18 protein-coding genes and 1 tRNA gene are annotated in these 22194 nt (G+C 65.1%); 10 read left to right on the top strand and 9 right to left on the bottom strand.

Annotation, left to right across the window (positions count from 1 at the left end):
• Position 1: 1 nt before the first annotated feature.
• Both I7X39_RS06510 and I7X39_RS06505 read right to left on the bottom strand, forming a co-directional pair.
• Positions 2–175 carry a hypothetical protein gene (locus tag I7X39_RS06510; RefSeq protein WP_198110160.1) on the bottom strand — a complete coding sequence of 58 codons (174 nt, stop codon included), beginning with the start codon at positions 173–175 and terminating at the stop codon, positions 2–4.
• A 13-nt stretch (positions 176–188) separates the two neighbouring features.
• Positions 189–1562 (bottom strand): NAD(P)/FAD-dependent oxidoreductase, encoded by a 1374-nt coding sequence (locus I7X39_RS06505; protein ID WP_198110159.1) that lies wholly within the window; start codon positions 1560–1562, stop codon positions 189–191.
• Between the two features lie 175 nt (positions 1563–1737).
• On the opposite strand from I7X39_RS06505, the gene I7X39_RS06500 reads away from it, so the two are divergent.
• Positions 1738–2118, top strand: a complete 381-nt coding sequence (locus tag I7X39_RS06500) for a hypothetical protein (RefSeq protein WP_198110158.1) — start codon at positions 1738–1740, stop codon at positions 2116–2118.
• A gap of 55 nt (positions 2119–2173) precedes the next feature.
• On the opposite strand, the gene I7X39_RS06495 is transcribed toward I7X39_RS06500, so the two are convergent.
• The 3 genes from I7X39_RS06495 to I7X39_RS06485 all read right to left on the bottom strand — a co-directional run bounded on the left by I7X39_RS06495 (position 2174) and on the right by I7X39_RS06485 (position 3640).
• Positions 2174–2264, bottom strand: a tRNA-Ser gene (locus I7X39_RS06495).
• A gap of 26 nt (positions 2265–2290) precedes the next feature.
• Positions 2291–3202, bottom strand: coding sequence for an SPFH domain-containing protein (locus tag I7X39_RS06490; RefSeq protein WP_198110157.1), 912 nt, complete (start codon positions 3200–3202; stop codon positions 2291–2293).
• Positions 3203–3211: 9 nt separating this feature from the next.
• Positions 3212–3640 carry an NfeD family protein gene (locus I7X39_RS06485; protein WP_198110156.1) on the bottom strand — a complete coding sequence of 143 codons (429 nt, stop codon included), beginning with the start codon at positions 3638–3640 and terminating at the stop codon, positions 3212–3214.
• 121 nt (positions 3641–3761) lie between these two features.
• Here I7X39_RS06485 and I7X39_RS06480 point away from each other — a divergent pair, with 121 nt between their 5' ends.
• On the top strand, positions 3762–6023 hold the full coding sequence (locus I7X39_RS06480; RefSeq protein ID WP_198110155.1) for an arginine/lysine/ornithine decarboxylase: 2262 nt from the start codon (positions 3762–3764) through the stop codon (positions 6021–6023).
• A gap of 54 nt (positions 6024–6077) precedes the next feature.
• Here the strand turns inward: I7X39_RS06480 and fabI are convergent, their stop codons facing one another.
• Positions 6078–6860, bottom strand: a complete 783-nt coding sequence (gene fabI, locus I7X39_RS06475; RefSeq protein ID WP_198110154.1) for an enoyl-ACP reductase FabI — start codon at positions 6858–6860, stop codon at positions 6078–6080.
• A gap of 180 nt (positions 6861–7040) precedes the next feature.
• Here fabI and rimP point away from each other — a divergent pair, with 180 nt between their 5' ends.
• From rimP to I7X39_RS06435, 8 genes are all read left to right on the top strand, one after another.
• Positions 7041–7592 carry a ribosome maturation factor RimP gene (gene rimP, locus I7X39_RS06470; RefSeq protein WP_198110153.1) on the top strand — a complete coding sequence of 184 codons (552 nt, stop codon included), beginning with the start codon at positions 7041–7043 and terminating at the stop codon, positions 7590–7592.
• Positions 7589–9064, top strand: a complete 1476-nt coding sequence (gene nusA / locus I7X39_RS06465; RefSeq protein WP_198110152.1) for a transcription termination factor NusA — start codon at positions 7589–7591, stop codon at positions 9062–9064. The genes rimP and nusA overlap by 4 nt, the downstream gene beginning before the upstream one ends.
• Positions 9065–9123: 59 nt before the next feature.
• Entirely contained in the window at positions 9124–12042 is a 2919-nt protein-coding gene (gene infB, locus I7X39_RS06460) for a translation initiation factor IF-2 (protein WP_198110151.1), read from the top strand.
• 74 nt (positions 12043–12116) lie between these two features.
• Positions 12117–12500 (top strand): 30S ribosome-binding factor RbfA, encoded by a 384-nt coding sequence (gene rbfA, locus I7X39_RS06455; protein ID WP_198110150.1) that lies wholly within the window; start codon positions 12117–12119, stop codon positions 12498–12500.
• Positions 12500–13450: a tRNA pseudouridine(55) synthase TruB gene (truB, locus tag I7X39_RS06450; protein WP_198110149.1), complete on the top strand. Its 951-nt coding sequence runs from the start codon at positions 12500–12502 to the stop codon at positions 13448–13450. The genes rbfA and truB overlap by 1 nt, the downstream gene beginning before the upstream one ends.
• Before the next feature lie 8 nt (positions 13451–13458).
• Positions 13459–15297, top strand: coding sequence for a translational GTPase TypA (typA, locus tag I7X39_RS06445; RefSeq protein ID WP_198110148.1), 1839 nt, complete (start codon positions 13459–13461; stop codon positions 15295–15297).
• 11 nt (positions 15298–15308) lie between these two features.
• Positions 15309–16178: a DMT family transporter gene (locus I7X39_RS06440; RefSeq protein WP_198110147.1), complete on the top strand. Its 870-nt coding sequence runs from the start codon at positions 15309–15311 to the stop codon at positions 16176–16178.
• Positions 16175–17302: an enoyl-CoA hydratase/isomerase family protein gene (locus I7X39_RS06435; protein ID WP_198110146.1), complete on the top strand. Its 1128-nt coding sequence runs from the start codon at positions 16175–16177 to the stop codon at positions 17300–17302. Before I7X39_RS06440 ends, I7X39_RS06435 begins: the two co-directional genes overlap by 4 nt.
• Positions 17303–17311: 9 nt before the next feature.
• Here the strand turns inward: I7X39_RS06435 and I7X39_RS06430 are convergent, their stop codons facing one another.
• The 3 genes from I7X39_RS06430 to prsT all read right to left on the bottom strand — a co-directional run bounded on the left by I7X39_RS06430 (position 17312) and on the right by prsT (position 22178).
• A complete protein-coding gene (locus I7X39_RS06430; protein WP_198110145.1) occupies positions 17312–18187 on the bottom strand; it encodes a ThiF family adenylyltransferase in 876 nt (291 codons plus the stop codon).
• A 161-nt stretch (positions 18188–18348) separates the two neighbouring features.
• Positions 18349–19233 (bottom strand): PEP-CTERM sorting domain-containing protein, encoded by an 885-nt coding sequence (locus tag I7X39_RS06425; RefSeq protein WP_198110144.1) that lies wholly within the window; start codon positions 19231–19233, stop codon positions 18349–18351.
• Positions 19234–19397: 164 nt separating this feature from the next.
• Positions 19398–22178, bottom strand: a complete 2781-nt coding sequence (gene prsT / locus I7X39_RS06420; protein WP_198110143.1) for an XrtA/PEP-CTERM system TPR-repeat protein PrsT — start codon at positions 22176–22178, stop codon at positions 19398–19400.
• Positions 22179–22194 lie beyond the last annotated feature (16 nt).

The following is a 22194-nucleotide window of genomic DNA, read 5'->3' as shown; positions in this document are numbered from 1 at the left end:
CTTAGAGCCCGACCTTGGCAGGCTCCGTCGCCAGCGGCAGGCGCGGCTGCTTGCGGCGCTCGCCCCCGGCGGCCAGCCAGTCCTGGATGGCGGTCTCCGACACCTCCAGCCCGGCCAGGCTGGCACGCGCTTCGGCGCTGCGCAGCGGTTTGGCGGGTTCTTCGAGGTGGAGCACGGGGGTCAGGGGGCTACGGTTCGGTCGCATGCGGGGACTGTGCGGGCCGATCGCGTGCCGCTCCATCCCCCATTGGTGGGAACTGACGCGACCCCAGATCGCTGATGACGCGGGCATGGCGCTCGTGGGTCCAGTAGGCCCAGGCCCAGTCCATCAGCACCACCAGGCGGCTGCGGAAGTCGATGAGGAAGTAGACGTGCGCAAACAGCCAGAACAGCCAGGCCAGATAGCCGGAGAAGCGCAAGGGCCCCAGCGGTGTGCCGAGATCGACCACCGCGCTGTGGCGCCCGATGGTGGCGAGGTTGCCGTAGTCGCGGTAGCGGAAGGGCAGGGTGGGGCGGCCCGCCAGGCGTCGCAGCAGATTGGCGGCGGCCCAGCGGCCCATCTGCTTGGCGGCGGGTGAGACCCCGGGCACCGGCCGCCCCTCCGGCCCGCCGCTGCGTGCGGCGGCCAGGTCGCCGATGACGCTGATGTGCGGGTGCCCGGGCAGGCTCAGATCCGCCTCCACCTGCACGCGCCCAGCGCGGTCGAGCAGGGCGCCACAGGCCTCGGCGAGCTGCCGGCCCAGCGGCGAGGCCGCCACGCCGGCCGCCCAGATCACGCAGTGGCTGTGCAGGCGTTGCGCGCCGTCCTGCCCCTGCAGGGTGACGCCCTCGCCATCGATGGCCGTGACGCGCTGGTTCAGCAGCACGTCCACGCCCAGTTGCTGCAGTTGCCGGCGCGCGCTCTCGCTCAGCGTGGGCGGCATGGTCTGCAGCACGCGCTCCGCCCCTTCCACCAGCACCACGCGCGCGCTCGCCGGATTAATCTGGCGGAACTCACCAACCAGGGTACGGCGGGCGATCTCGGCCAGGGTGCCCGCCATCTCCACGCCGGTGGGGCCGGCACCGATCACCACGAACTGCAGCCAGCCGGCGCGGCGCGCGGGGTCCGGCTCGCGCTCGGCTGCCTCGAAGGCACGCAGCACGCGGCGGCGGATCTCGAAGGCGTCCGCCAGTGTCTTCAGGCCGGGCGCGTGCGGCGCCCAGGCGTCGTTGCCGAAATAGCTGTGCGTGGCGCCGGCGGCGACGATCAGATGGTCCCAGTGCAGCTCCTGGCCGTCCTCGAGGGTCACCGTACGCGCCTGGGGGTCAATGCGCTGCACATCGCCCAGCAGCGTGCGCACATTGGCCTGGGCGCGCAGCACATGGCGGATCGGGGCGGCGATGGATGGGGCCGACAAGCCGGCCGTGGCCACCTGGTAAAGCAGGGGCTGGAAGAGGTGGTGGTTGGTGCGGTCGACGACGGTGATGTCGAGCGGCGCGCGGCGCAGGGCGCGGATGGCTTCAAGACCGCCAAAGCCGCAACCGATCACCAGCACATGAGGGCGGGGAGAAAGGGTTGGCATCCCGCCATCCTAGTCTTCATGTTGCAGCGCAGCATCGGAAGCGCCGATGGCCTCGGCTTGGCCTGGGTCTTGCGGCCGGGTGCTAAGCGTTTCCCCGCTGGTGGGGTGTGCGGTTCTGCACGAAAAGTGTCGTCGTGGGACCTCCTTCGGGGTGCCCTGCAAAGGAGGGTCCCCGATGGAAAACATGGCAGTGATGGTGGTGGTGGCGTTGGTGGCCGCACTGGCCGGTGCGGCCGGCGCCTGGGTGGCGCTGCAGAGCAAGCTCAAGCAGGCGCAGACGCGCATGCACAAGTACGAGCAACTGCGCAAGCAGCTGGAGCAGCAGAAGGCCCAGGCCTTCAAGCAGATCGAGCAGTTGCAGGCCGATCTGACCGACCTGCGCCGCGAACAGGCCTTGCACGATGCGCCGCGCGGCAAGTCGGCGAAGTCCGGTCAGGATTCGGTGGGTGGCGCGGCTCTGTTGGCCAGCGAACCCTATTTCGACAGCGACTCGGCGGCGCCGGAAGGCTTTGCCCAGACACAGATCACGCTGACGCCGCATTCCAAGGGCGTTTGAGCGAGTTCGATGACCAAGAAAAACGGGCCACGAAGGCCCGTTTTTGCTTTCTGTCTGGCGGAGAGAGCGGGATTCGAACCCGCGGTGGGCTGTTAACCCACACACGCTTTCCAGGCGTGCGACTTAAACCACTCATCCATCTCTCCGGAACCCGGCATTCTAACCAGAACAATCAGGCCTTCTGGCCGCCCTTGAGCAGGGCCATCGCGGTGCCGATCAGGCCGCCCACCTCGCTCATGTTGCCGGGCACGATCATCGTGTTGTTCTTCTGGGCCAGCTGGGCGTAGGCGTCCACCGCCTTTTCGGCCACCTTGAGCTGCACGGCCTGCTCGCCGCCGGGGGAGCGGATGGCCTCGGCAATCTTGCGGATGGCGTCGGCCGTGGCATCGGCCACCGCGGTGATGGCGGCCGCCTCACCCTGGGCCTTGTTGATCTCGGCCTGCTTCTCGCCTTCGGAGCGGGCAATGGCCGCCTCGCGCTCGCCGGTGGCGATGTTGATCTGCTCCTGGCGGCGGCCCTCGGAGGCGGCGATGAGCGCGCGCTTCTCGCGCTCGGCGGTGATCTGCGCCTGCATCGAGCGCAGGATCTCGGCCGGCGGCGTCAGGTCCTTGATCTCGTAGCGCAGCACTTTCACGCCCCAGTTCAGCGCGGCCTCGTCCAGCGCCGAGACGACCGAGGCGTTGATGGCGTCGCGTTCCTCGAAGGTCTTGTCCAGCTCCATGCGGCCGATCACCGAGCGCAGCGTGGTCTGGGCCAGCTGCGTGATGGCGACGATGAAGTTGCTGCTGCCGTAGCTGGCGCGCATGGCGTCGGTGACCTGGAAGTACAGGATGCCGTCGACCGTCAGCTGGGTGTTGTCCTTGGTGATGCAGACCTGGCTGGGCACATCGAGCGGAATCTCCTTCAGCGAATGCTTGTAGGAGACGCGATCGACGAAAGGCACCAGCACGCGCAGGCCGGGTGCCAGCGTGCGGTCGTAGCGGCCCAGGCGCTCCACCACCCAGGCATGCTGCTGCGGCACGATCTTGATCGCCCGGCTGATGAACAGGATGGCGATGACGGCGACGATGAGTGCGATTTCCATGGGGGTCTTTCAGCAGGGTTCGAGTTCAAGGGTGTTGCCGCGCAGGGCGACGATGCGGTGCATGCCGGGGGCGGGGCTGCCTGGACCCGCGAACTGCGCATGCCAGGTGGCGCCGCGGTAGCTGACCTGCGTCTGCCCCAGCGAATCCCATTGGCCGACCTGCACGGTCTGGCCGATGTCCAGGTTCACATCACGGTTGCTCTCGATCGCCGTCGATTCGGCGCCCCTGGCGCGGCGGTACCGATACCAGGCGAAGGTGCTGAGCGCTCCGGCAGCGGCGGCCGCCACGATCTGCAGCTGCGTGCCCAAGCCCAGGTGGGCGCAGAGGGCGCCCGTGGCCGCGCCCAGGGCGAGCATGAGCAGATAGAAGCTGCCGGTCAGCAGCTCGGCGGCGACCAGCGCACCGGCCAGCAACCACCAGGTGGTGGCGTCATTCATACAGGTCCTCCCGGACGTCTTGGCTGTCGGGCCAGTTTAGGCGGCTGACCTTCATACGATTGACCGGTCCGCGCCCTAAACTGCGCGCCCTTTTTCCTGACCGGCCCCTCGGAGCCCTGCCATGCTGCGTTTCCACTTCCCCATCGTCATCATTGATGAGGACTACCGCTCCGAGAACGCCTCGGGTCTGGGCATTCGCGCGCTGGCGGACGCCATCAAACGCGAGGGCATGGACGTGCTGGGCGTGACCAGCTACGGTGACCTCTCGCAGTTCGCCCAGCAGCAAAGCCGCGCCTCGGCCTTCATCCTGTCGATCGACGACGAGGAGTTCACCCCCGGCCCCGAGCTCGACCCGGCGGTGCTGAATTTGCGCAAGTTCATCGAGGAGATCCGCTTCCGCAACCCGGACATCCCGATCTACATCTACGGCGAGACGCGCACCAGCCAGCACCTGCCCAACGATGTGCTGCGGGAACTGCACGGCTTCATCCACATGTTCGAGGACACGCCGGAGTTCGTGGCGCGCCACATCATCCGCGAGGCCAAGAGCTACCTGGATGGCCTGGCTCCGCCCTTCTTCAAGGCGCTGATGGACTACGCCCAGGACGGCTCCTACAGCTGGCACTGCCCAGGCCACAGCGGCGGCGTCGCCTTCCTGAAGAGCCCGGTGGGCCAGATGTTCCACCAGTTCTTCGGCGAGAACATGCTGCGCGCCGACGTCTGCAATGCGGTGGAAGAACTCGGCCAGCTGCTCGACCACACCGGTCCGGTCGCCGCCAGCGAAAAGAACGCCGCGCGCATCTTCAATGCCGACCACTGCTTCTTCGTCACCAACGGCACCAGCACCTCGAACAAGATGGTCTGGCACCACACCGTGGCGCCCGGCGACGTGGTCGTGATCGACCGCAACTGCCACAAGAGCAATCTGCACGCCATCATCATGTGTGGCGCGATCCCCGTCTTCCTGACCCCGACGCGCAACCACCACGGCATCATCGGCCCGATCCCCGAAAGCGAGTTCTCGCCCGAGACCATCCGCGCCAAGATCGCCGCCAACCCGCTGCTGGCGCATGTCGACCCGGCGACCGTCAAGCCCTCGATCCTGACGCTGACGCAGAGCACTTACGACGGCGTGCTCTACAACACCGAGACCATCAAGCACAAGCTGGACGGCTTCATCCCGACCCTGCACTTCGACGAGGCCTGGCTGCCGCATGCCGCCTTCCACGACTTCTACGGTCAATTCCACGCGATGGGCAAGAACCGCCCGCGCCCCAAGCAGGCCATGGTCTACGCGACGCAGTCGACTCACAAGCTGCTCGCCGGCATCTCGCAGGCCTCGCAGGTGCTGGTGCAGGACTCGCAACAGGTCAAGCTGGATAAGCACCTGTTCAACGAGGCCTACCTGATGCATACCAGCACCAGCCCGCAGTACTCGATCATCGCCAGCTGCGATGTGGCCGCGGCCATGATGGAGCCCCCGGGCGGCACGGCGCTGGTCGAGGAAAGCATCCGTGAGTCGCTGGACTTCCGCCGCGCCATGCGCAAGGTCGACGAGGACTACGGCGACGACTGGTGGTTCAAGGTCTGGGGCCCGGACCATCTAGCCGAGACCAGCGACCCCAAGTCGGCCGACTGGATGCTGCACGCCAACGAGGAGTGGCATGGCTTCGGCGCGCTGGCCGAGGGCTTCAACATGCTGGACCCGATCAAGTCCACCGTCATCACGCCGGGCATGGACATGGAAGGGCGCTTCGCCAAGACTGGCATTCCGGCCTCGGTCGTCACCAAGTTCCTGGTCGAGCACGGCGTGGTGGTCGAGAAGACTGGCCTGTACTCCTTCTTCATCATGTTCACCATCGGCATCACCAAAGGCCGCTGGAACACCCTGCTCACCGCACTGCAGCAGTTCAAGGACGACTACGACAAGAACGCGCCGCTGTGGCGCATCCTGCCGGAGTTCTGCGCCGCGCACCCGAAGTACGAGCGCATGGGCCTGCGCGATCTTTGCCAGAGCATCCACGAGGCCTATGCCGAGGGCGACATCGCCCGGCTGACGACCGACATGTACCTGTCGAACCTGCAGCCGGCGATGACCCCGACCGACGCCTACGCGCACATCGCGCAGCGCCGCACCGAGCGCGTCGGCATTGATGAGCTCGAAGGTCGCATCACCACCAGCCTGCTGACGCCTTACCCGCCGGGTATTCCGCTGCTGATTCCGGGTGAGCGCTTCAATAAGAAGATCTGCGACTACCTGAAGTTCACGCGCGCCTTCAACGCCAAGTTCCCGGGTTTTGCCACCGATGTGCATGGCTTGGTGCACGAGATCGATGAGGAAACTGGCAAGGGCCGCTACTACGTGGACTGCGTGAAGCAGTAAGCCGAATGAACAAGGGGCGCCGCGGCGCCCCTTGTTGTTTGCGCCCGGCGGGGCTTACTCCTCGTTGGCCAGCGCCACGTGGCTGAAGCCGCCGTCCACGTACAGGATTTCCGCGCTCACGCCGGCGGCCAGATCGGACAGCAGGAAAGCGGCGGCATTGCCGACGTCGTCGATCGTCACGTTGCGACGGATCGGCGTGGTGGCGGCAAAGGCCGAGAGCAGCTTGCCGAAGTCCTTGATGCCCGAAGCAGCCAGCGTCTTGATGGGGCCGGCCGAGATGCCATTCACACGCACGCCCTTGTCACCCAGGGCATGGGCCAGGTAGCGCACGCTGGCCTCCAGGCTGGCCTTGGCCAGGCCCATGGTGTTGTAGTTGGGCACATAGCGCAGCGCGCCCAAATAGGACAGGGTCAGCAGCGCGGCGCCTGGGCGCAGGCGCGGAGCGGCTGCCTTGGCCATGGCCGGGAAGCTGTAGGCGCTGATGTCATGCGCAATGCGGAACGATTCGCGCGACAGGCCATCAAGGAAGTTGCCGGCGATCGCCTCGCGCGGTGCAAAGCCGATGGAGTGCACAAAACCGTCGAATTCCGGCCAGACCTCGCCCAGTTCGGCAAAGGTGCGTTCGATCTGCTCATCGCTGCCGACATCGCAGTCGTACACAAGGCTGGAGCCGAATTCGGCGGCGAATTCGGTGATGCGCTCCTTGAAGCGCTCGCCCACGTAGGAAAAGGCCAGTTCGGCGCCTTCACGATGGCAAGCCTTGGCAATGCCATAGGCAATGGAGCGGTTGGAAAGCACGCCGCTGATCAAAAAGCGCTTGCCGGCCAGAAATCCCATGGTTCAACCTGTTGCAAAAGTGGGGCGCGGATTCTGTCACGCGCAACAAGGGCTACGGGGAAGCCCGCGCTTTCGGATTAGAATGCGAGCTTCGCTGAAGTAGTGAAGCGTTGGGCGGATTCTTCCAGCCCATTTTTTTTGGCTTTTCGCTTTTAGAGCGGTACGGAGTGGTTGGCGCGGATGAACTGGCAGGCAGTGGTTGAAAAGGCCGTCACAGGTTTGGACCTGGAACTGGTGGAGTGTGAGCGCTCCGCCGGCGGATTGCTGCGTGTGTTCATTGACAAATTGCCCGCCCCCGAAGGCCAGGAGCAGCCCTTCGTTACCGTGGACGACTGCGAGCGCGTGACGCGCCAGCTGCAGTATGTGCTGGAAGTGGAAGGCTGCGATTACAGCCGCCTGGAAGTCAGTTCGCCCGGCCTGGACCGACCCCTGCATACCCCCGTGCACTACCGCCGCTTCTGCGGTGAGCAGATCGACCTGACCCTGCGCCTGCCGTTCCAGGGCCGCAAGAAGTACCGCGGCCTGCTGCAGACCGGCGAGGGCGAAGGCTGGCAGCTGGTGTTCGGTGAGCCCGGCCAGGAGCAGGTTCTCAGCTTTCAGCTGGACGAGGTGCGCGAGGCGCGCCTGGTGCCGGTGATCGATTTCAAGGGGCGGAAGAACAAGCCGGCCCCCGGCGGCAAAACCGCCCAGACCCCGAATCAGAAGAAGACCGACGGAGATCAGACCCCATGAACCGCGAACTGTTGCTGCTGGTGGACGCCATTTCCCGCGAAAAGAGCGTGGAACGTGAAGTGGTGTTCGGTGCCGTGGAATCGGCGCTGGCCCAGGCCACCAAGAAGTTTGTCGGCGGCGAGGTCGACATCCGTGTCTCGATCGACCGCGAATCGGGCGAATACGAGAGCTTCCGCCGCTGGCTGGTGGTGCCCGACAGCGCCGGCCTGCAGAACCCGGATGCCGAGGAGCTGCTGACCGACGCCCGTGATCGCATTGCCGACATCGAAGAGGGCGACTACATCGAGGAATCGATCGAGTCGGTGCCCATCGGTCGCATCGGCGCCCAGGCCGCCAAGCAGGTCATCCTGCAGAAGATCCGCGACGCCGAGCGTGAGCAGCTGCTGAACGATTTCCTCGCCCGCGGCGAGAAGATCTTCGTCGGCACCGTCAAGCGCCTGGACAAGGGCGACATCATTGTCGAATCGGGCCGCGTGGAAGGCCGCCTGAAGCGCAGCGAGATGATCCCGAAGGAAAACCTGCGCAGCGGTGACCGCGTGCGTGCCGTGCTGCTGGGCATCGACCCGACCGCGCGCGGCCCGCAGATCATGCTGTCGCGCGCCCATGGCGACTTCATGAAGGAACTGTTCGCTCAGGAAGTTCCCGAAATCGAGCAGGGTCTGCTGGAGATCAAGAGCTGCGCCCGCGATGCCGGCAGCCGCGCCAAGATCGCGGTCGTTTCGCATGACCGCCGCGTCGATCCGATCGGCACCTGCGTGGGCGTGCGGGGTTCACGCGTCACTGCCGTGACCAATGAGCTGGCGGGCGAGCGTGTCGACATCGTGCTGTGGAGCGAGGATCCGGCGCAGTTCGTCATCGGTGCCCTGGCGCCGGCGAATGTCTCGTCCATCGTGGTGGACGAGGAGCGTCACGCGATGGATGTGGTGGTTGATGAGGAAAACCTCGCCATCGCCATCGGCCGCGGCGGCCAGAACGTGCGTCTGGCTTCAGAGCTGACCGGCTGGCGCATCAACATCATGACGGCCGAGGAATCGGCTGCGCGCAAGGCCGAGGAAGACGGCGGTGCGCGCAAGTTGTTCATCGAAAAGCTGGATGTCGACGAGGAAGTCGCCGACATCCTGATCGCCGAAGGGTTCACCAGCCTGGAGGAGGTGGCCTATGTGCCGCTGGCCGAAATGCTGGAGATTGAGAGCTTCGACGAAGACACCGTGCACGAGCTGCGCGCACGTGCAAAGGATGCGCTGCTGACGATGGAAATCGCGCGCGAGGAATCGGTCGAGGAGGTTTCGCAGGATTTGCGTGACCTCGAGGGCATCACCCCCGATCTGCTGGCCAAGCTGGCGGGCGGCGGTGTGCATACCCGCGATGAATTGGCCGATCTGGCGGTGGACGAGTTGGTCGAGATGACCGGCATGGCCGAGGAGAGCGCGAAGGCGCTGATCCTGAAGGCACGTGAACACTGGTTTGCGTAATCCAAGCCCTGCACCCGACCTAACTGCTACCGCACCAAGACACCCCAAGGATTCCCCAGATGGCTGTGACCACCGTCGCTCAATTTGCCGCCGAGCTGAACCGCCCGGCCAGCACGCTGCTTGAGCAGCTGCAGGCTGCCGGCGTACCCAAGGCCTCGGCGGCCGATGCGCTGACCGAAGGCGACAAGGAACGCCTGCTTGAACACCTGCGCCAGTCCCACGGCACGGCCGGTGCGGACCGCAAGAAGATCACCCTGGTCAAGAAGTCGACCACCGAGATCAAGCAGGCCGATGCCAGCGGCAAGGCGCGCACCATCACGGTCGAGACGCGCAAGAAGCGGGTGTTCGTGAAGCGTGACGACGGCCCGGCCTCTGACGAGACTGCTGCGCTGGAAGCCGCCGAACTGGCGCGCCGCGAAGAAGAAGCGCGGGCCCAGGCCGAAGCGCTGGCGCGCGAGCAGGCGGAGCTGGAGCGTCAGGCCCGTGAGCGTGCCGAGGCGGAAGCCCGTGCGCGTGAAGAGGCCGAGCGCAAGGCGGCTGAAGAGCGTGCCGCTGCGGAAGCCGCTGCCAAGGCTGCGGCAGAGGCCGCTCTGGCGGCCGCGCAGGCGGAGGCCGAAGCCGCCAAGAATGCCAAGAGCGCCAAGGCCAAGCCCGAAACCACGGCGGAAACCAAGCCTGAAGCCAAGGTCGAGGCCAAGCCCGAAGCCAAGGTGGAAGCGGCAGCCCCGGCGCCGGCTCCGGTTGAGGCGCCCAAGCCCGCACTGCGCGTGGTCAAGGCAGCCGACATCACGGCCGAGACGGCCGCCAAGGCGGCCGAGCTGGATCGTCGCCGCAAGGCGGCGGAAGCCGAGGCTGCGGCCATTCGCGCCATGATGAATGCACCCAAGAAGGTGCTGGTGGCGAAGAAGCCGGAAGAACCCAAGCCGGTCGAAGCCCCGGGAATCAAGGGCACCCTGCACAAGAAGCCGGGCGTGACCGGTGCGCCGGCCCCGGCAGCCAATGCAGGCGCCGCCAAGCCGGGCGACAAGAAGTCCGTCAAGAGCGAGAAGCTCAGCAGCAGCTGGGCCGACGATGCGGCCAAGAAGCGCGGCCTCAAGACCCGCGGCGACACCACGGCCGGAGCCGGCCGCGGCACGCCGGGCTGGAAGGCGCCTAAGGGCGGCCGTCGTGGCGACCGTGGCGAAGGCCAGTCGAACTTCGTGGCGCCGACCGAGCCGGTGATCCAGGAAGTGCACATTCCCGAGACCATCACGGTGGCCGACCTGGCGCACAAGATGTCGGTCAAGGCCGCCGAGGTCATCAAGAAGCTGATGCAACTGGGCCAGATGGTCACCATCAACCAGGCGCTGGACCAGGAAACGGCCATGATCGTGGTCGAGGAAATGGGCCACAAGGCCTTCGCGGCCAAGCTGGACGACCCGGACGCCTTCCTGGAAGAGGAAGACGGCGCCGAGAAGGCCTTCGAGGCCCTGCCGCGCCCGCCGGTTGTCACCGTCATGGGTCACGTCGACCACGGCAAGACCTCGCTGCTGGACAAGATCCGCAGCGCGCGCGTGGCCTCGGGCGAAGCAGGCGGCATCACGCAGCACATCGGCGCGTATCACGTCGAAACCCCGCGTGGCGTCATCACCTTCCTGGACACCCCGGGTCACGAGGCCTTCACGGCCATGCGTGCCCGCGGCGCCAAGGCCACCGACTTGGTGATCCTGGTCGTGGCGGCGGACGACGGCGTCATGCCGCAGACGAAGGAAGCCATCCACCACGCCAAGGCCGCCAATGTGCCGCTGGTGGTGGCGATCAACAAGATCGACAAGCCCGGCGCCAACCTGGACCGCGTCAAGCAGGAACTGGTCGGTGAAGAAGTCGTGCCGGAAGAGTACGGCGGCGATTCGCCCTTCGTGCCGGTGTCGGCCAAGACGGGCGAGGGCATCGACAGCCTGCTCGAACAGGTGCTGCTGCAGGCCGAGGTGCTGGAGCTGACCGCTCCGGTCGAATCCATGGCCAAGGGCCTGGTCATCGAAGCCAAGCTGGACAAGGGCCGCGGCCCGGTGGCCACGGTGCTGGTGCAGAGCGGCACGCTCAAGCGGGGCGACGTGGTGCTGGCCGGTTCGACCTTCGGCCGCGTGCGCGCCATGCTGGACGAGGACGGTAGGGCTGCCAACGAGGCAGGCCCGTCGATCCCGGTGGAGATCCAAGGCCTTTCGGACGTGCCGCGTGCCGGTGATGAGTTCATGGTGCTGGGCGACGAGCGCCGCGCCCGTGAAATCGCTACCTTCCGCGCCGGCAAGTACCGCGACGTGAAGTTGGCCAAGCAGCAGGCCGCCAAGCTCGAGAACATGTTCGAGAACATGGGCAAGGGCGAGGCCCAGACCCTGGCGCTGATCGTCAAGGCGGACGTGCAGGGTTCGCAGGAAGCGCTGGCCGCTTCGCTGCTCAAGCTCAGCACCGAAGAAGTGCGCGTGCAGATCGTCCACTCGGCGGTCGGCGGCATCAGCGAAACCGACATCAACCTGGCGATCGCCTCCAAGGCGGTGGTCATCGGTTTCAACACCCGTGCCGACGCCGGCGCGCGCAAGCTGGCCGAGAGCAATGGCGTGGACCTGCGCTACTACAACGTCATCTACGACGCGGTGGACGATGTCAAGGCGGCCATGGGCGGCATGCTGGCGCCCGAGCAGCGTGAGGAGATCCTCGGCACGGCCGAGATCCGCAACGTCATCGTGGCGACCAAGATCGGCACCATTGCGGGCTGTATGGTCACCAATGGCACGGTCAAGCGCGACGCGCGCTTCCGCCTGCTGCGCGACAACGTGGTGATCTACACCGGCGAGCTGGATTCGCTCAAGCGCTTCAAGGATGACGTCAAGGAAGTCAAGGAAGGCTTCGAGTGCGGTGTGAAGCTGAAGAACTACACCGACATCCACGAAGGCGACCAGCTCGAATTCTTCGAAGTCAAGGAAGTCGCCCGAACCCTGTAAGCCGGTAGCAGGATTCGTGACAAGCCCCGACCGGCAGTGCCGGTCGGGGCTTTGTCCATCCAGGAGAACCGCTCATGCGCCACAAGAAGTCCACCCCCAACCGCAGCTTCCGCGTCGCCGACCAGATCCAGCGCGATCTGGCCGAGCTGATCCGCGAGCTCAAGGATCCGCGCATCGGCATGCTGACGATCTCGGCTGTCGAGGTCACGCCCGATTACGCCCATGCCAAGGTGTTCTTCACCTTGCTGGTGGGCTCGCCCGACGCCACGGCGGAGGCGCTGAACGAGGCCGCCGGCTTCCTGCGCAACGGCCTGTTCAAGCGGCTGCAGATCCACACCGTGCCGACCCTGCATTTCCACTTCGACCACAGCACCGAGCGTGCGGCGGAGATGAACGCGCTGATCCAGCAGGCCAACCGCACGCGAGCACTTGATGCCGACGAGGACCGCGAGGACTGATGCAAGCCACCCCCCGCCCGCGCCTGCCGCGCCGTGCTTTGCATGGCGTGCTGCTGCTTGACAAGCCGCTGGGCCTGTCGAGCAACGACGCGCTGCAGAAGGTGAAGCGCCTGCTGCGGGCGGAGAAGGCCGGCCATACCGGCACCCTGGACCCGCTGGCCACCGGCCTGCTGCCGCTGTGCTTCGGCGCGGCCACCAAGTTCAGCCAGCTCAATCTGGAGGCCGACAAGGCCTATGTCGCGACGCTGCGCCTGGGGCAGACCACGGCCACCGGCGACCGCGAGGGCGAGGTGCTGCGCGAGCGTGCGATCAGCTTCACACCGGAGCAACTGCAGGCGGCCTTGCAGCAGTTGCGGGGAGAGATCGAGCAAGTGCCCCCCATGCACTCGGCGCTCAAGCACGAGGGCAAGGCGCTGTACGAGCTGGCGCGTCAGGGCAAGACGGTGGAGCGGGAATCGCGCCGCGTCACCATCCATGCGCTCGAACTGCTGTCACAGGACGGCGAGACGATGCAGCTTGCCGTGCGCTGCTCCAAGGGCACCTACATCCGCACCCTGGCCGATGATCTTGGCGAGCTGCTGGGCTGCGGCGCGCACCTGAGCGCGCTGCGCCGCACCCAAAGTGGCCCGCTGCATCTGGCCCAGACCGTGACCATTGAGCAGCTCGAAGCGGAAGATGACACGGCCCGGCTGAGTCATCTGCTGCCGCCCGATCTGCTGCTGGACGACTGCCCCCTGGTGCGCCTCGACGCCGAGAACGCCGGCAAGCTGCTGGCCGGCATCCGCCGCCGCACGGGGCTCGCGCCCTCGGCGCGGGTGCGTGCCTTCGGCCCTGAACCCAAGGCCTTCCTTGGCTCCGCCCGCATTGCCGGCGGCGAATTGATTCCTGAGCGACTGCTCAGCCCCATCGAGCTGCAGACCCTGCTCGCTGGCCCCGTATCACTGACCTGAGAACTGCCATGAGCAACAAGCAAATCCGCAACATCGCCATCATTGCCCACGTGGACCATGGCAAGACCACCCTCGTCGACCAGCTGCTGCGCCAGTCCGGCACCTTCGCTGCTCACGAGCAGGTCGAGGAATGCGTGATGGACAGCAACGCGATCGAAAAGGAACGCGGCATCACCATCCTGGCCAAGAACTGCGCGGTGAGCTGGGAAGGCACGCACATCAACATCGTCGACACCCCGGGCCACGCGGACTTTGGTGGTGAGGTTGAGCGTGCGCTCTCGATGGTGGACGGTGTGGTGCTGCTGATCGACGCCCAGGAAGGCCCGATGCCGCAGACTCGCTTCGTGACCAAGAAGGCCCTGGCCCTGGGCCTGCGCCCGATCGTGGTCGTCAACAAGGTCGACAAGCCGGGCGCCAAGCCGGATGCCGTCATCAACGCCGCCTTTGATCTGTTCGACAAGCTCGGCGCCACCGACGAGCAGCTCGACTTCCCAGTCGTCTACGCCTCGGGCATCAACGGCTGGTCCTCGCTCGAAGAGGGCGAGCCGGGCGAGAAGTGGGGCGATTCGATGGCCCCGCTGTTCGAGACCATCCTGCGCCATGTGCAGCCGCACGAGGGCGAGGAAAGCGCTCCGTTGCAGATGCAGATCAGCTCGCTGGACTATTCGTCATACGTCGGCCGCATCGGCGTGGGCCGCATCAACCAGGGCACCATCAAGCCGGGCATGGACGTGCTGGTGATGGAAGGCCCGGACGGCAAGACTGCCAAGGGCCGCATCAACCAGGTGCTGAAGTTCAAGGGCCTGGACCGCATGATGGTGCAGGAAGCCGGCCCCGGCGACATCGTGCTCATCAATGGCATCGAGGACATCGGCATGGGCGTGACCATCACCGACCCGGCCAACCCGCAACCGCTGCCGATGCTCAAGGTCGACGAGCCGACGCTGACGATGAATTTCTGCGTCAACACCTCGCCCCTGGCCGGCCGTGAAGGCAAGTTCGTCACCAGCCGCCAGATCTGGGACCGCCTGCAGAAGGAGCTGCAGAGCAACGTCGCGCTGCGCGTCAAGGAGACGGACGAGGACGGCGTGTTCGAAGTGATGGGCCGCGGCGAACTGCACCTGACCATCCTGATCGAGAACATGCGCCGCGAAGGCTTTGAGCTGGCCGTTGGCAAGCCGCGCGTGGTGTTCAAGGAAATCGACGGCGTGCGCTGCGAGCCGATCGAGCTGGTGACCGCCGACATCGAGGAGGCCCATCAGGGCGGCGTGATGCAGGCCCTGGGCGAGCGCAAGGGCGAACTGGTCAACATGGAGCCGGACGGCCGTGGTCGCGTCCGCCTGGAGTACCGCATCCCGGCGCGCGGCCTGATCGGCTTCAGTAACGAATTCCTCAACCTGACGCGCGGCTCGGGCCTGATCTCGAACATCTTCGACGGTTACGAGCCGCACAAGGGCGACATCGGCAGCCGCAAGAATGGCGTGCTGATCTCGATGGACGCCGGCGAGATCTTCACCTACGCCCTGGGCAAGCTCGACGACCGTGGTCGCATGTTCGTCAAGGCCGGCGACCCGGTGTACGAGGGCATGATCGTCGGCATCCACAACCGCGACAACGACCTGGTCGTCAACGCCACGCGCACCAAGCAGCTGACCAACTTCCGCGTCAGCGGCAAGGAAGACGCGATCAAGATCACGCCCCCGATCGACCTGACCCTGGAATACGGCGTTGAGTTTTGCGAGGACGACGAACTGGTCGAGATCACGCCCAAGAGCGTGCGCCTGCGCAAGCGCTATCTGGTCGAGCACGAGCGCAAGCGCATGGCGCGCGAAAACGCTGCAGGCTGAAGCGCCGGCGCATGAGCCACCGCCGCGCGCTGCTGCTGATGGTGCTGGTGACCCTGCTGTGGAGTAGCGCGGGCATCGTCAGCCGTCAGCTGGAGAGCGCCCGTCCCTTTGAGGTGACCTTCTGGCGCTCTGCCTTCACCGCACTCACGCTGCTGCTGTGGTGGGGCTTGCGCGAGGGCAGGGCGGGGCTGGCGCCCTTGCTGCACCCGAGCAAGGCACTCTGGGCTTCGAGCGCCTGCTGGGCGGTGATGTTCACGGCCTTCATGGTTGCCGTCAGCATCAGCCCTGTGGCCCAGGTGCTGGTGGTCATGTCGCTCGGCCCCTTGATGACAGCGGTGCTGGCCTGGGTGGTGCTGAAGCAGCCCATGGCGCTGCGCACCGGGCTGGCCGTCTTGTTGGCCTGTGCGGGCGTGGCGTGGATGTTTGGCGGCGATGCGAAGCCGGGATGGGGCGCCCTGGTGGCGCTCGCGGTGCCGATTGCCGCTTCCACCAATTGGATCGTCCTGCAGCGCTTCGGCCGTAGCAGTGGCACGGTGTCGCTCCCGCATGCCGTGGCACTCGGCGGACTGGCCTCGGCACTGCTGACCCTGCCCTTGGCCTGGCCCTTCCATGCATCGGGTGCCGACATGGCCTGGCTGGGCTTTCTGGGCATGTTCCAACTCGCGCTGCCTTGTGTGCTCGTCGTCCATCTGGCGCGCGTGCTCAGCGCCACCGAACTCTCCCTGTTGGGGCAACTGGAGCTGCTGTTCGGCGTCGCCTGGGTCTGGTGGCTGGCAGGCGAAGCGCCGGGCCCAAATACCCTGGCCGGGGGCAGCCTGGTGCTCACGGCCCTGTTTCTGAACGAACTGCGCCGCCGCCCGGCGCTGGAGCCTCTGGCATGAGTGACACCCCATCCTTGATCCCTCTCCTGGGCAGCGACGGCCAGATCCTGGCCGAGGTCAACGGCGTGCTGGGCATCATCACCTTGAACCGGCCCCAGGCACTGAATGCGCTCTCGCTGGCCATGATCCGCGACCTGCGCACCCTGCTGAGCGCCTGGGCCCAGGATCCGCGCATCGAAGCCGTCGCCGTGCTGGGCGCCAGCCGCGAGGGCAAACCACCGGCCTTCTGTGCGGGTGGCGACATCCGCTTTTTTCACACGGCGGCCAAGGCTAAGGACAAGGCACTCGGTGACTTCTTCACCGAGGAGTACGCGCTGAACTACGAGATCCACAACTATCCCAAGCCTTACATCGCGCTGATGGATGGCATCGTGATGGGCGGTGGCATGGGCATCAGCCAGGGGGCCCGGCTGCGCGTGCTGACGGAACGCAGCAAGCTCGCCATGCCCGAAGCCCATATCGGTCTCTTTCCTGATGTCGGGGGCGGCTGGTTCCTGGCGCAGTGCCCCGGCCATGTGGGTGAGTGGCTGGCGCTGACGGGCCAGGCCTTGGGGGCGGGTGATGCCATCGCGCTAGGCTTAGGGGATGTGTTCGTGCGCGGCGCCGAACTCCCGGGGCTCATTGAGGCGCTCCGCAGCCGCCCGCAGCCCAATGCCGAACGGGTAGTGGCCACTGTGATGGACTGTGCGGAGGTGGCACCCGACGCCCTGCATCAAGGAGAGCGCGAGCGCATCGACCGCCACTTCAGTGCGGCTGGGCTGCTGCCCTTGCTCGCTTCTCTGCACGCCGAGAACAGTGATTGGTCACGCCACGTGCTGGCGCAACTGAGCAAGAACTCGCCGCTGGCCATGACCATCAGCCTGGAGCTGGTGCGCCGCGGTCGCGGGCTGAGCCTGGCTGAAGACCTGCGACTAGAGCGCAATCTGGTGCATTGGTGTTTTGAGCCGGCTTGGCATGACCAGCACTGCGATACCGTGGAAGGCATCCGGGCCCTGGCGATCGATAAAGACCATCAGCCCCGCTGGCAGCCCAGTCAAGCCGATGCGATCGAGCCTGCCCTGGTTGAGCGGATGTTCAGTTCACCGTGGCCGGTCGACAGCCACCCCTTGGCGGGACTTGCCTGAAGTTGGTAGTCAGACCTTTTTGCGCCCTTGGAAGATGGGTCGCATGAAGTGAAGCAGCAGGCGCTGCATGGGATGTGCATTGCCGCCTGGGCGCCAGCAGCGCTTGAACTTGAGCTGATAGGCGTCAAAGTGCAGCGACCAGGGCGCGGCGGGCAATTCGCCTCGGCCCAGCAGCAGCTTGAGTACAGCCGTGCCCAAAAAGCCCGCGCAGAGCTTGATGGCCATTGGCGTTGAAGGCCCGCGTTTTTCCTGCAGGTTCACCGCCTGAGGTGCCACCAGATAGTGGCGATTCAGCATCGCGGGGCTGAGGCCAACAGCAAAACGCGCGTACTGTTCGTACTCGGGCTGCCCCTCCATGCGGAAGTACTGCTCGAAGCTCATGCCCTTGGGGTCAAAGTACAGAAACGACATCCCCATGCCCAATGGCGCAGCGGTAATGGCGGGGATGCCCTTGGCCTGGCAGGCCGCAAAGACTTTGCGGCGGATGGCGAGGGCAAAGAAGTCCAGCCCGTCGATGTAGAGGTCCACTCCTTCCAGGAAGCGATCGATGTCTTCCTCTTGCACGCCCCGGGGAAACAGTTCGAGTTCGACTTCTGGGTTGATGTCGCGAGCCTGTTCGGCCACCACCTCAAGCTTGGCTCGCCCCATCGTTGACATGAAAGCACCGGCCTGGCGGTTCATGTTGTGAACGTCGAATTCGTCGAAGTCTGCGATGTGGAAGTGCGCTACGCCCAGTCGAGCCAAGGTGTGGACATGCTCTCCGCCAACCCCGCCCAACCCTGCCACGGCAACACGCGCGCGGCGCAATTGCTGCTGCTCTTCGGCGCTTACCCACCCGAAATTGCGGGAGAACGCGCGCGCATAGTCGAAGCTATAAGTTGCCACGCTGCTGATCGGAAGTTGGAGGGGTGACTAGGCTAGCCGAAAGTGCGGGTGAGTGCAGACTGATGCCGCGCGGTAAGGCTGCGGGCCCATGGCACAAATGAAAACGGCACCCGGAGGTGCCGTTTTCAAGCCTTAAGGCCGACTACGCAGTAACGCAGTGATTACTGCTTCTTGCTGCGGCGGGCTGCAGCGCCCAGGCCCAGCAGGGCCATGCCAGTCAGCACCAAGCTCGTGGGTTCCGGCACGCGGTTGGCGGTGAAGTCGACGTTGTCGAACAGCTCGTAAGGCGTGTTGGTCGACTGCATGCCCGGCAAACCGGGATTGTTGTCGGCGTTACGACCCGAGGCCAAGATGCCGCCCTGGCCGCAGAAGTCCACTTGATACATCGTGAACGTGGTGGTGTCGAAGCAGTTCACCTTGTTCCACTGATAACCGGTGTTGTTCACAACGAAGTTCATGCCGATGCCGAAGGTGCCCAGCGGCGTACCCAGAGGCAGCACGGCACCCAGGCCCGGGTTGGCGGCAGCGCCAGCAGCGGTCCAGAAGCCGCCGCTCAGGCCGAAGGATGCCCACAGCGCACCACCGGTGGCGGTGGCTTCACAAGCACCGTAAGTGCCACAGCCTTCACGTGCGAAGTTGTTGGCGCTGTCATCAAAGAAGGCGCCAACAGTGCCGGCGGCCAGACCAAACTCAGCAGCGAAGGCGGCGTCAGCTGCAAAGGTGTAGTCAAACTTCCCGGTACCGGCGGCAACCATGTTGGTCACCACGGTCTGGAAAATGCCGGTCAGTTCATTGTTTCCGGTATTGCCGCCGATCAGCGTGGCAGGGCCACCACCGGAAATCTGATTGATAGTCAGGATGCCGCGCAGCTTGTCGCCGATATCCAGAACACCGTTGTCGTTGACATCAATCCAGCGCTCAGCACTGTCGTCCGAGAACAGAACGGCGCCGCTGGGAACATTGTTAGAGACCGAATTGCCGGCCAGAGCGCCGGTCGACAGGGCCAGCAAGCTGGCGAGGGCGATTGCGCGCTTCACGAGTTTCATCATGGGCTCCTTCGTTGCTCAGGATCTGAGCCAGATTTAGGTTAGACGCTCTGGTTTTAGCAGGCTCCGTGCCAGTGAAAAAAAATCCTTTTAAAACAACTGGTTGGGATCTTGTTTGGGCCGGTGAGTTGTGTGGCTGTAAAGAAAACCGACTAACTTCGCCGTCACAGCTTTCGAAGCAGTTCCAGAGCTTCCGCTTTGCCTTCAAAATCTTGTGCCAGATCGCTCAGGGCTTTCAACTCGCGCCTGGCGGCCTCCTTGTCACCGGTAGCGGCATACAGTCGCGCCACGGTTAGGCGGAAGGCGGGGTTGTTCCCGCCGGACGCCTTCACGGCTCGCTGTGCAGCCTCCAGCGCAGGGGCCCACTGGCGGTCCGCTTCGAGCACTTGAGCCAGGCTATGGTGAAGTGCTGGCTCCTGTGGGGCGAGTTGGACGGCCTTACGCGCATCGTCGATTGCACCTGGATGCCCGAGTTTCATCTTTGCGAAGGCCAGATTGGCCCACGCAGTCGCCCTGCCGGGGCTGAGCTTCAGAACCGCTTGTAGCAAGGCCTCGGCTTCGTCATATCGCCCTTGTTGCAGCGCAATCCCGCTCAGGTGCGATAGAAACTGGGAGTCATCCGGGTGGTCGTTGCGCCACTGCGCAGCGAACTGGCCGGCGACTTTGCTGTCGCCGGCGGACTGAAGGGTGGTGTGGAGTTTGGCAGCCGCTTCTCCGCTGGGTGACTTTGCCAGGGCACGGCGGTAGGCGGCGATCCCTGCTGCCCATCGTTTGCGACCGGCTTCAATGTCGCCTTCCAGGAGGTGCCCGAAGTCGGACTCCGGCCGTTTGCTCTGAATGCTGCGGGCGATCTTCAGGGCGCCGTTCGAATCGCCGCTGCGAACGAGAATGGACGCCAAGGCCCTTTGCGCCGGCAGAAAATCCGGCCGTGTCTCCAAGATTCGGCGCAGGGTCGCCACGGATTCGGCTTGCCGTCCGTTTGTCAGCAAGGCTTCGGCCACGCGGTACTGAACTTGCACATTGCCAGGGTCGGCGCTGGCCACCTTGCGAAAAGTATTGACGGCCTCTTCGCCCTTCTTGGCCTGCAATTGCGCAGTCCCCAAGGCGACCATGATCCCTAGGTCGTCCGGAAGCACGCTCAGTGCGGACTGGGCCTCGTCAAGTGCGGCTGCAGAAAGTCCCTGAGACAACAATTCCTGCACCAGTGCAAGTCTGGCTTCCGGTTCCTTGCGGTGCTTTTGGGCAATCTGGCGCAATGCCTCCAGGGCCTGCTCGGGTGTCTGGCCGGCGCGTCGCTGCCTGGCGGCGAGCGCCAGTTCAGCCTGGATTGAGCCGGCGTCGGCCAATGATTTCAAGCGTTCGACTGCTTTTTCGGGTTGACCCAGGTGGGTGTCGTAATCCGTCAATCGCAGAACGGCCCGCAGGTTCCTGGGTTCGAGTTCGACCGCCTTCTCCAGGGCGGCTTTGGCGTTGATACCGTCGTCCATCAACTCGTACACGCCCGCCTTCATGATCCAGGGCGTGGCCTGTTTGGGTTGCTTGGCGATCAACTGCTCGGCGCTCTTCAAGGCGCCGGGGAAGTCGCGCTTTCGCATGTGCGCATTGAACAATGCCAAGTCTGCGTAGATGTCCTGCGGCTTGGCAGATCGGCTCAGCATTTCCAACTCACGCAGACCGCTCTCTCCGTCACCCTGAGTGGCTCTCAACGATGCGAGCGCTACGCTACTACGGGAATCTGCTGGAGCCAGTTTGGCGGCCTCTGCGTAGAGTGCTTCAGCCTTCTCGCGCTCGCCTCTGCGAAGGTAGGCGTCTGCCGCCAGCGCCAGGGCCAAAGGCTGCGGCGGCCGAGCATTGAGTAGGGGTTCCACAGTTGCCAGTGCGCGCGCTTCCTGACCCTTGCGCAGAAACAGGTTTGCGAGCAGGACACGTGGCTGCGCCTCGCCTGGAGCAAGGTTGATCGCCTTGCCCAAGTGGGCTTCGGCCTGCAACAGACTGCCGCCGTGCTCCTCTATGAGAGCGGCCAAGACCAGCACTTGCGGGTTATTGCCAGAAGCCTTGAGTAAGGGTTCCGCCAGCGCACGGGCTTGCTTGAAGTCTCGCTGCGCATAGGCCATGAAAGCCGATAGGTAGCTGGTGACTGAATGCTTGGGGGCAACCGCGCGCAAGCGATCAAGGCGCCGCTCAGTCAGGGCCATGTCGCCCGACTGAAGCGCTTGAAATACGAGGGCTTTGTGCGCGTCGATGAATTTGGGCTCCACGACAAGCGCGCGTTCAAGGGTTGCGGTCGCTGCTGGCTGATCGCCCTTGCCCATGCCCTGAAGGGCGGCGAGCAGCAGCAGGGCCTGGAGGTCTTTCTCGTTGTGCTTGAGCGTAAGTTGAGTCAACTCCAGCGCCCGATCGAAGTCACCGTCGGCGGCCGCAATTTGAGCCTTCAGCAAGGTGGCCATGCCGAAGTTCGGCTGCGCCGCCAGCGCGCGGTCCAGGGCGGCTTGCGCCTTGGAGCGGTCCTCGCGCTGCCAGTGCGCTACTGCCAATGTGGTTTGCAGGGACGCCGTGGCAGCCGGATCGGTCAGGCTGGTATTGCCGAAGCGATCAAAGAGCGCTTGATGCTTCCCTTGGCGCAGCAGGGCTGAAGCCAGGCTGGGCACAACGACTTCGCGGGAGTAGCCCCCTTCAAGTGCCTTTTCCAATTCGATTGCGGCGCCATTCACGTCTCCTACACGAAGCAGCGATTGACCCAGCAGTGCCCGGGCTTCCCAGCGTTGTGGGTCTTGCTGGAGCGCGCTCTTGAAGTGAATGATGGCCGCTGGAGTATTGGCTTCCGCCAGGCTTTGTTTGCCGAGCGCGACCCCGTCGCCGTTCGAGGTGTTGCAGGCGCTCAGGGCGAACGCGCAAAAGAGGAGAGCGCTCACCCGTGTTCGATTGCGAGAGGATGGTTGATGCATGGAGGGTGATGGTTTT

The organism is Inhella proteolytica, assembly GCF_016093275.1.
GTDB lineage: Bacteria > Pseudomonadota > Gammaproteobacteria > Burkholderiales > Burkholderiaceae_C > Inhella > Inhella proteolytica.
Note: the sequence above shows the minus strand (reverse complement) of the source record. Positions and strands in the feature narration are given on the sequence as shown.